At 61.8% G+C, this 9,641-nt stretch carries 10 protein-coding genes and 1 pseudogene; 7 read left to right on the top strand and 4 right to left on the bottom strand.

What is annotated here, in order from left to right; genetic code table 11:
- Nucleotides 1–270, bottom strand: a 270-nt coding sequence (locus tag DBR30_RS21740) for a DUF1097 domain-containing protein (protein ID WP_258224308.1), incomplete at its 3' end; no start/stop codon positions are given.
- A 369-nt stretch (nt 271–639) separates the two neighbouring features.
- On the opposite strand from DBR30_RS21740, the gene msrP reads away from it, so the two are divergent.
- Together msrP and msrQ are read left to right on the top strand one after the other, a co-directional pair.
- A complete protein-coding gene (gene msrP / locus DBR30_RS06390; protein ID WP_108542310.1) occupies nt 640–1,641 on the top strand; it encodes a protein-methionine-sulfoxide reductase catalytic subunit MsrP in 1,002 nt (333 codons plus the stop codon).
- Nucleotides 1,632–2,258: a protein-methionine-sulfoxide reductase heme-binding subunit MsrQ gene (msrQ, locus tag DBR30_RS06385; RefSeq protein ID WP_108542311.1), complete on the top strand. Its 627-nt coding sequence runs from the start codon at nt 1,632–1,634 to the stop codon at nt 2,256–2,258. The genes msrP and msrQ overlap by 10 nt, the downstream gene beginning before the upstream one ends.
- On the opposite strand, the gene DBR30_RS06380 is transcribed toward msrQ, so the two are convergent.
- A complete protein-coding gene (locus tag DBR30_RS06380) occupies nt 2,255–2,503 on the bottom strand; it encodes a PepSY domain-containing protein (protein WP_013724184.1) in 249 nt (82 codons plus the stop codon). The two genes, msrQ and DBR30_RS06380, sit on opposite strands and share 4 nt — an antisense overlap.
- 63 nt (nt 2,504–2,566) lie before the next feature.
- On the opposite strand from DBR30_RS06380, the gene DBR30_RS06375 reads away from it, so the two are divergent.
- Genes DBR30_RS06375 through DBR30_RS06360 form a run of 4 tightly spaced genes read left to right on the top strand, consistent with a single transcriptional unit; the run spans nt 2,567 to nt 5,432 of the window.
- Entirely contained in the window at nt 2,567–2,905 is a 339-nt protein-coding gene (locus DBR30_RS06375; RefSeq protein WP_005339825.1) for a PepSY domain-containing protein, read from the top strand.
- A gap of 21 nt (nt 2,906–2,926) precedes the next feature.
- Nucleotides 2,927–3,583, top strand: a complete 657-nt coding sequence (locus tag DBR30_RS06370; RefSeq protein WP_005339826.1) for a response regulator transcription factor — start codon at nt 2,927–2,929, stop codon at nt 3,581–3,583.
- Nucleotides 3,580–4,929 carry a sensor histidine kinase gene (locus DBR30_RS06365; protein WP_005339828.1) on the top strand — a complete coding sequence of 450 codons (1,350 nt, stop codon included), beginning with the start codon at nt 3,580–3,582 and terminating at the stop codon, nt 4,927–4,929. The genes DBR30_RS06370 and DBR30_RS06365 overlap by 4 nt, the downstream gene beginning before the upstream one ends.
- Nucleotides 4,930–4,970: 41 nt before the next feature.
- The gene (locus tag DBR30_RS06360) at nt 4,971–5,432 is read left to right on the top strand and encodes a hypothetical protein (RefSeq protein ID WP_108542312.1); all 462 of its coding nucleotides are present in this window, start codon (nt 4,971–4,973) and stop codon (nt 5,430–5,432) included.
- An 86-nt stretch (nt 5,433–5,518) separates the two neighbouring features.
- On the opposite strand, the gene torA is transcribed toward DBR30_RS06360, so the two are convergent.
- Complete coding sequence (gene torA, locus DBR30_RS06355) at nt 5,519–7,999, bottom strand: trimethylamine-N-oxide reductase TorA (RefSeq protein WP_108542313.1); 2,481 nt, start codon at nt 7,997–7,999, stop codon at nt 5,519–5,521.
- Between the two features lie 23 nt (nt 8,000–8,022).
- Nucleotides 8,023–9,153, bottom strand: coding sequence for a NapC/NirT family cytochrome c (locus tag DBR30_RS06350; protein WP_005339847.1), 1,131 nt, complete (start codon nt 9,151–9,153; stop codon nt 8,023–8,025).
- A 276-nt stretch (nt 9,154–9,429) separates the two neighbouring features.
- On the opposite strand from DBR30_RS06350, the pseudogene DBR30_RS21735 reads away from it, so the two are divergent.
- A pseudogene (locus DBR30_RS21735) lies at nt 9,430–9,641 on the top strand (histidine kinase); the annotation flags it as partial.

Here is a 9,641-nt window from a genome sequence, read left to right as displayed (position 1 = left end):
CATCAGGGTTGCGACCACCCCCGTCATCACATAACCCACCACGCCGGCTCCCCACAGGTCACCGCCATGGATCAGCAGCAGCGCCCACAGCATGCCGCTGGTGTTGCAGAAGATGGTCTGCAGCAGCGCCTTGTAGCCACCGCTTGACGCGAAATAGCTGGTGCAGCCGAGAAAGCCGACCCAGGAGATAAGGCCGAAAGCGACGGCAATCCAGCCCCAGACGGCGGAGAGAATTCCAGTGGTGATGGCGATGGCGATCAGTGGGCTCATGGGGGCGACTCTTTAGTTGGCTTCGCAAAATGGGCAGCCTACCCCCGGCAATCGGGGCGGCAAGCGGGGGCCGAATTGTGTGTGATCTTCATCACCCTTTTCAACTCGGGAATACGCTTGCGCTCGCGAAAAAAATTCATTGGTGACCGGCCTGACAGTCGGCCATAGTTGGAGGCCCTGTCCTGCTCATGGAGTGAGTCCGATGGCGCCAAATGTGATCGTTCCCCTGCTGGTGTTCGTAGTCCTGTTTCTGGTCGGCACCATGGCCAAGGCACTGCCCCTGCACCACATGATGTAAATTTGTGTGAAATAAAAATCTGCCGGGGCGGGTCTTATCCATACTGCCTCACTCAGCCCCGGGAGTTTTTCATGTTGATCAAGCGTCGTACCGCCCACCCCCTCACCGAACAGGATGTCACCCCGGAAGCCGTCTATCAGGACCGCCGCCTTATTCTCAAAGGGCTGGGTCTGGGCGCAGCCACCCTGGCGTTTCCCACTCAGGCCGGAGTGCTCGACCTGCTGCGTGGTAAAGAGGATGCTCCCCAGTTAGCCACCAAGCCGCTTAACAGCAAGCCTGCCGAGCGCCCGGCCAATCTGGTACTGACACCGGAAGAGAAGGCCACCAGTTACAACAACTTCTATGAGCTGGGCACCGACAAGTCCGACCCGGCTCGCAACGGCCATTACCTCAAGCCCGAACCCTGGACCCTCAAGGTGGAGGGGGAGGTGGCCAAGCCTTTTACCCTCGATGTGTGGGATCTCATCAACAAGAGCGAGCTGGAGGAGCGGATCTACCGGCTGCGCTGCGTCGAAGCCTGGTCCATGGTTCTGCCCTGGAATGGCATCTCGCTGGCGGAGATCATCCGCCGTGCCGAGCCCACCAGTCGTGCCAAGTTTGTCGCCTTCGAAACCCTGTTTGATCCGAAACAGCTGCCGGGTCAGGCCTCCAGTCTGGGGGGCGGCATCGAGTATCCCTATGTGGAGGGGTTGCGTATCGACGAGGCGATGCACCCTCTCTCTTTCTTTGCGATGGGGCTCTATGGCAAGACCCTGCCCGCCCAGAATGGCGCGCCGATCCGGCTGGTAGTGCCGTGGAAGTACGGCTTCAAGAGCATCAAGAGCATCGTCTCGATCCGGCTGGTGGAGGAGATGCCGCCGACCACCTGGAATCTGCTGGCTCCCAACGAATATGGCTTCTACGCCAACGTCAACCCGCAGGTGGATCACCCGCGCTGGAGTCAGGTAAGCGAGCGTTTCATCGGCGAGGGAGGAGTGTTTGGCGCCAAGCGTCAGCCGACCCTGATGTTCAACGGCTATGGTGACGAAGTCGCCTCGCTCTATCAGGGGATGGATCTGCGCCAATGGTACTGAGATTGAAACCGGCCCATATCAACGGCTTGCGGGCACTGGTGCATCTGGGCGCTCTCGGCTTCCTGCTCTGGCTGGGGTTTGCCATTCCGGCAGGTCTGCTGGGGGGCGATCCGGTGCCAGAGCTTATCCACTACCTCGGCAAGGGGGCGCTCAACCTGCTGCTGCTCACCCTGCTGGTATCGCCGCTGGCCAAGCGCTGGCGGCAGGGGCAGCTCATCAAGCTGCGCCGCCCCCTCGGGCTCTGGTGTTTTGCCTGGGCGCAGCTCCACTTCATGGCGTGGCTGGGGCTGGATCTGCAGTTTGACTGGGGGCTGATTGGCGGCGAGCTGGTCAAGCGCAGCTACATAGTGGTGGGGATGGTGGCATTGCTGCTGCTGGCCGCCCTCAGCATCACCTCGCTGCCCGCATTGCAGCGCCGCATGGGTGCCGCATGGCAGAAGCTGCACAACTGGGTCTATGCCATCGCCTTGCTGGTGCCGGTGCATTACTGGTGGTCGCTCAAGAGCGGTTGGGGGGAGCCCCTCATCTACCTGCTGCTGGCCTGCGCCCTGCTCTGGCCGAGGCGGGAGAAGCTGCTGCGCCCCATGCGGGGACGCTGGAATGCAAAAGAGGCCTAATCGGCCTCTTGTTGTTTGATCTCGCCAGTGTAGGCATCGACGATGAGATGCACCTTCTGATCCTGGCGATTGAGGGTTTTGACCTCGAATTTGTCCCCTTCCAGCTCCACTTCCCGAATGTCGTGATACCCTTGCGCCAGCAGGAGTTTGACCAGCCCGGCCATGTCGAGACGGCTCTGGGCCGCCCAGCTTGTGGCACTCAACAGGCAAAGGATCAGCAGGAAACTGCGCGGGATCATATTCATTCCGGATTCATGGCTGGCAGACTATAAACGCCATTATGTTAGGTTTTTGGAGATGAATCATCCATGAATAGAGCGCTCCCTCTGCTTGGGTTATTGCTGCCGTTGCTGGCACAGGCGGTCACGCCTGATGAAGCCATGCTGCAGCAAGCTGTCCATGAGGGACGGGTTCGGCCCTTCCATGAAATGATGGAGGTGGCGGCCAGATTGCCGGTGCGGGTGTTGCGGGTAGATCTGGGGGAAGAGGATGGTATCTGGCTCTATGAACTGCGAGTCATCGATCGGGAAAACAGCGTGATCAAGGTAGCCTATCGGGCCGACAACCTTGAGCTGGTGTGGGCCAAGGGCCACCATCTGGAGCGGCTGTTCGAACCGCCCAAGCCCCCGGTCGAGGATGATGAATAACCCCTGTGTGGAAGCCTGTTCATGCGAATTCTGATTGTTGAAGACGAAAAAATTCTGGCTGGCCAGCTGGCCGAACAGCTGCGCCTCTCCGGCTTTGTCACCGACCTCTGCCACGACGGCAACGAGGCCGGTTTCCTCGGTGAGACCGAACCCTACGACGCCATCATTCTCGACCTCGGCCTGCCGGGGCGCGATGGCCTGAGCGTGCTGAAAGAGTGGCGCAGCAAGGGAATCGATACCCCGGTGCTGGTACTGACCGCCCGTGGCCAGCTGCACGAGAAGATCGAAGGGCTCAACGCCGGTGCCGATGACTACCTCACCAAGCCGTTCCAGGTGGCCGAGCTGGTGGCGCGGGTCCATGCGCTGGTGCGCCGGGCGGCAGGCAATGCTAGCTCCATTCTGGAGATCGGCGGGGTGCGGCTCGACATGGCGGCATCGCAGGTGTGGTACGAAGGGACCCCCATCAAGCTGACTGCCCACGAGTTCCGGGTGCTGGGTTACCTGATGCAGCATCGGGGCAAGGTGGTGTCGCGCAGCGAGCTGATCGACCACATCTATGCTCAGGATTTCGACCGCGACTCCAACACGGTGGAGGTGTTCATCGGCCGGATCCGCAAGAAAACCAATCCAGACCTGATTGAAACAGTGCGCGGCCTCGGGTACCGGATCAACGAATGAGGCTGGTCAGAACCCTGCGGGGGCGACTGGTCGCCATCGCGCTGGTCTGGTGCGGGCTGTTTCTGTTCGCCACCGGTTTCAGTCTGCAGACCATGATGCGCAACTACTGGCAGGAGGCGGAGGCCGACGGCCTTCGCCTGCAGCTCTATGATCTGCTCTCCCGGCTGGAAGTGGCCAAAACCGGCCTGCCGGTGGTCACAGGCTCCCTCTCTGATCCCCGCTTCAATCAACCCTACTCCGGCTACTACTGGCAGCTGGAGCTGGGGCGCGATGTGGTGGGGCGCTCCCGCTCCCTGTGGGATACCAATCTGAAGAGCGACGGCCTCAAGTCGGCGTTTGGCGATCCTGACCTCTTCGTCGGCAAGGGGCCCAACAAGGAGCCGCTGCTGATCATGACCCGCACCGTGCTGCTGCCCGGTTCGGATCGGGTCTTCACTCTGGTGATGGCCAAGGACAGCAGCGCCCTGACCCAGACCCTCAACAAGACCCGCATCAGCCTGTTCCTCGGTCTCGGCTTTGCCGCCGCCGGTCTGGTGCTCGGCTTCATGTTCCAGATCGTCTACGGCTTGCGGCCGCTGCACCTGCTGCGCCGCGAATTGGGGCGGGTTCACGAGGGTCATCAGGAGGGGTTCCGGCTGCGCTATCCGCTGGAGATCCAGCCGCTGGTGGAGGATATCAACCGGCTGCTGCACCACTACGGCGAGCTGCTGCAGCGGGCGCGATCCCACACCGGCAATCTGGCCCACGCTCTCAAGACGCCGCTCAGCATCATGCGCAATCAGGTGGCTCAATTGCCGCCGGAGGATCAGGCCGCCATCGGCGAGCAGCTCGACCAGATCCAGCGCCATATCGATTACCACCTCGGCAAGGCGCGGGTGACCGGCGCAGCCAAGATCCTCGGGGTCTCGACTCCGGTGCGGGCGCGGGTGGAGTATATCTGCCGCGCCTTCTCCCGCCTCTATCCGGGCAAGACGGTGGATCTGCAAGTGCCCGCCAATCTGGCGGTCGGGGTGGAGGAGCAGGATTTCGACGAGATGGTGGGCAATTTGCTGGAGAACGCCTTCAAGTGGTCAGCCAGCGAGCTGCGCATCTCCAGCGCCGAGCTGGGTGGCTGGATCACCTTGCGTATCGAGGATGACGGCCCCGGCATGAGCGAAGATCAGATCGCCAAGGCGGTGCTGCGCGGGGTGCGGCTCGACGAGAAGGTGCCGGGCTCGGGCCTGGGTCTCAACATCGTCTCCGATCTGGCGGAAGCCTATCGGGGCAGTTTCATCATGGGCCGCGCCGAACTGGGCGGTCTGGCCGCCTCCCTCTCGTTGCCCAAGGTGGCAAGAGTCGAGAGCTAGGCATAACATATGGCATTTGTTTTAGCCTGAGGAAGAGAAGCATGACCGACGATCCGTGGGCACTGTGTCACCTTGACGATTCGTTTGATGCCTCTGTGCTGGGGGTCAAGGGCGCCCAGATCCAGTGGTTTGAAGACAGGGATGGCCTGATCGCGTTCCTTCTGGAAGATTTTGTCGACTTGCTGGCCGATGTGGGCGAGCTGGACGAGGAGCAGACCGAGCAGGCGCGCGAGCGCTTCACCCTGCTGGTGGAGCAGAGCTTCGACGATCGCACCCTGATGGATGCCATCAACGATCTCGCCTCCGGCCTGCGTCGTATCGCCTGGCTGGGGCCGCTCTCGGAGCTGGCCGAGATCAGCGACGAGTTCGCCTCCGGCCTGCGCCGCTACTTCTGGAGCCAGTACGATGGGGATGAAGATGACCCGGACGCCTGGGTGCCGGAAGAGCTCTGGCCGCAGCTGGTGGAGTGTGCGCAGGAGTATATGGAAGAGGGTGATTTTTAACTCCCTCCCGACCATGTCTGCTCTGTGGCAGACAGATAAAGAAACGGCGCCTTGATGGCGCCGTTTTGCTTGGGTTGAAAGAGCCGTTAACCGTTGGCCGGTACCGCGTGGGCGGTGTTGGCCAGCACGGGGCCGGTGTACTTCTCGATCTGCAGCTGGGCCATGTGGCCGCAGTTGCCCTGCGCCAGTCTGGATGAGCCTTCGTCGAAGGTGAGGCAGTTGACGTTGCCGTTCTTGCAGATGCTGCCCGCTTCGCCCGGTTTGGCCGGGTCGAACCAGGCCCCTTCGCAGATCCGCACCACCCCCTGACGCACATCTTCAGAGAGCAGGGCACCCACCAGAATCTGGCCGCGCTCGTTGAAGGCGCGCACCAGATCCCCCTGGGCGATGCCACGGGCCTTGGCGTCGGTTGGATGGATCATGATCGCTTCGCGGTCGGCGATGGCGAACTTGTCCCGCAGCGGGGTGTTGTCGAGCTGGGAGTGCAGCCGCTGGGTCGGGTGGGAGGTGTTGAGCGACAGCGGATAGTGCGCCGCCACCTCGCTCTTCACCCACTCCTTGGGCTCATACCACTTGGGATGGCCGGCGCAGTCGGCATAACCCATCCCCGCCACCGTGTTGGAGAAGATCTCGATCTTGCCGGACGGGGTGCCGAGCGGGTTGAGCAGCGGGTTCTCGCGAAAATCGGCGTGACGGATCCACTGGCGGTTGGCCTCGGGGATCGGGAAGCGGATGTAGTTGTTGGACTCCCAGAACATGTTGAACGGCGGCAACGCCACCCTGGCACCACGGGCTTGCGCCGCCATGCCGTCGTACATCTGCTTGAGCCACAGCATCTCGTCCTTGCCTTCGGTGTACTGCTCCTGCACGCCCAGCTTGGCAGCGATGGCGCTGAAGATATCGAAGTCGTTGCGGGCTTCAAACTGCGGCGGCACGCACTGGTGCATCGGGAAGACATAACGCTGGGAGTAGTCGCCGCCCATCTCCAGATCGTTGCGCTCGTAGCTGGTGGTGACCGGCAGCACGATATCGGCGTGTTTGGCGGTGGCCGTCCAGTAGGGCTCGTGCACGATCACGGTCTGCGGCTTGCGCCACGCCTGCAGCAGGTTGTTGGTGTCCTGATGGTGGTGGAAGGGGTTGCCGCCTGCCACGTAGACCAGTTTGATGTCCGGATAGGTCACCTTGCGGCCGTTGAAGTCGATGGTCTTGCCCGGGTTGGCGAGACAGTCGGCGATGCGGGCCACCGGGATCGGGGCCGGGCTGTTCTTCGGTGCGTTGCCGGCGGAGATGCCCGCCAGAATGCCGCCCTTGGCGGTGGGGCTGCCACCGGAGGAGTAGTGGTAGCTGAAGCCGTAGCCGCCGCCCGGCAGGCCGATCTGGCCCAGCATGGAGGCCAGAGTGACCAGCATCCAGTTGGGCTGTTCGCCATGCTGCTGACGCTGCATGCCCCAACCGGCCATGATCATGGTGCGCTTGGCGGCCATGTCGAGGGCCAGCTGGCGAATAACCTTGGCATCGACGCCGCAGACAGTGCTCGCCCACTCGGCGCTCTTCGGCTGACCGTCATCCTTGCCGAGCAGGTAGGCGAGGAACTTGTCGAAGCCGACGGTGTAGCGATCGAGGAAGGCCTGATCGTGCTTCTGCTCGCTGTAGAGGGTGTGAGCCACCCCCAGCATCATGGCCACGTCGGTATAGGCGTTCGGGGCAATCCACTCTGCGCCGACCAGCTTGGCGGTCTCGTTGTAGACCGGGTCGATGCTGATGATGCGGGTGCCTTTCTCTTTCAGCGCCTTGAAGCCCGCCTGACCTTCATGGTCCGGCATGTTCCAGCTGTTCTTCAGGGTGACCTGGGCGTTGACCCCCCACAGCACCACCAGTTCGGCGTTCTCCACCACGTTGGGCCAGGCGGTCTGCTGCTCGTACACTTCGATGGAGCCCATCACGTGGGACATGATCACCTGAGCCGCGCCGGTGGAGTAGTCACCGGCATAACCGGTGAAACCGCCGGAGAGGTTCATCAGGCGGTGCAGCAGGGTGCGGCTGTTGTGGAACATGCCGACGCTTTTCCAGCCATAGGAACCGGCGTGGATCGCCTGCGGGCCGAAGTCACTCTGCACGCGCTGGATTTCACCGGCCACCAGTTCGATCGCCTTGTCCCAGCTCACTCGCACCCACTCGTCGGCACCGCGTAGCTCGGGTTTGGCGCCCGGGCCGTGCTCCAGCCAGCTTTTGCGTACCATGGGGTATTTGATGCGGTTCTTGGCGTGGACCTGGAACGGCGCCATGTCGATGAGATCGTTTGGCGCCGGATCATCGGCCACCGGCTGGACGCGCACCATGCGGCCATCTTCGACGATCGCCTCGAAAGCACCCCAGTGGGCGCCGGTCAGAATGCCCTTCTGGGCGGGAACCAGGGTCGGGAACTGACTCAATGCAGTGCTGATGGCTTGCGCCAGCGCACTCTTGGGAAAAATACCGCCGAGCAGGGGCAGGGCTGCGCAGGCGCCGAGCCCCTTGAGCAGGTTGCGGCGGGACAGATTGGTCTTCTTGTCATTGAAAAAAGTCATAACGGTTTTCCTCTGTGCCAGCCTTAGTGGGCCGCGCTCATGTCACTGGCGTGTTTCTGGACATACTGGGTCAACATACGAGCCTGTTCCGGGGTCAGGGAGGTACGAGATTCCATCCCCTTGATGACGCCGATCCACTGGTTGGCGTTGAAGTGATCCAGCGCGGTGAGGCCGTGGCAGCCGGTACAGTTGTTGGACATCAGGGTGGAGGCGTATTGCCACAGCTTGCCCTGATCGCCGATAAGCTGGCTCTGGTCGACCCAGGCGGTCAGCTTGACCTGATGCCAGGTGAGGTTGGTGGCGCTGTCGGTTTCGCTCTGGCCGGTGACCAGCGCTTTCTTGGCGGCATCGCCGACCAGTACGCTGAGGATCCGTTTGCCCGGTGCGGCGTAGAACACTTCGCTCACACCATCCTGTTGCCAGCCTTCGATCTGCACCTTGGCGCGGCCGTTTTCGTTGGCCAGCACTTCCACCTTGGTGGAGGGCATCAGGGTGCCTTCGTCGGTCTTGGCGGCGGCATCGAGGAACAGCGGGGTGGTAGCGATGGCGTAGCGGGTGGTGACGTTGGCCGGGGTCTGGGCCGCAGCCTGCGCCAGCTCGCTGGCACCGGCGGCAGCCAGGCCGCTCATGTCAGGCATGATGTGGGCGACACCGCGGTGGCAGTCGATACAGGTCTGGCCCTCCTTGATGGCGACCGGGTGCTCGGCGCGGGCATTGGGGCGCTGGGCCAGAATGTCCATCGCCTCGTAGCTGTGGCAGCTGCGGCAGGTGGCGGAGTCGTTGGCTTTCAGCTCGTCCCAGACGGACTGGGCCATCCGCAGCTTGTGGGCTTCATACTTTTCCGGGGTATCCAGGGTGCCGATCGCCTCGTGATAGATATCCTTCACGGCGCGGATCTTGGTCCACAGGTAGGAGGTGGGGTCGCCCGGGATGTGGCAGTCGGCGCACTCGGCGCGGATCCCCTTGGTGTTCTGGAAGTGGACACTGCCCTGATACTCGGCGAGCGGAGTCTGCATGGAGTGGCAGGAGACGCAGAATTCGGTGGAGCTGGTCTTGTGCAGCACGGTCACGGTGACACCCAGTGCCGCGACACCCAGCAGGGCCCCGAGCAGCAGGAGCCAGAACCAGGTTTTTCTTATCAGTTTTCCAATCATGGCGGCGTTTTCCTACGGTCAATAATTACCTACATAGTACTAGTCCAATAGTAGTAGTAATGACAGGGATAAGGCGTTGACCTCCATCATGGTTTATATTTTTGATTGTTGTCACATTTTGTCTTTTGTTTTGTTGTTGACATATTTATCGAATTAAATTCAGTTGTTTTCTGTTTTATTTATTTGTGCACTTTCCGCGACAGCTGTTAGCCCCCTCGCAAAACCCTACAAGATTCGCTGATATAGTGAGCAGTGAGCCTCAACGGAGTGTCGCTGATGAGCCCTTTCTCACTGCTGTGTGTCGCCGCCAACGTGCAACTGCTGGCCGAATTCGAACAGGAGTTGGCTCCGCTGCTCGGCCATTTCGCGCTGGTGGTGGTAGTCGGTCAGGGGGCGGCGGAGCTGGCCTTGGACGAACTGGATCGAAAGGGGCAGCCACCCGCAGTGGTGGTGTGTGACAGCGATCTGGGGGATGGGCGAGGGGCCGA

This window comes from Aeromonas sp. HMWF017, assembly GCF_003061465.1.
GTDB classification, from domain to species: Bacteria; Pseudomonadota; Gammaproteobacteria; order Enterobacterales; family Aeromonadaceae; genus Aeromonas; species Aeromonas veronii.
Note: the sequence above shows the minus strand (reverse complement) of the source record. Positions and strands in the feature narration are given on the sequence as shown.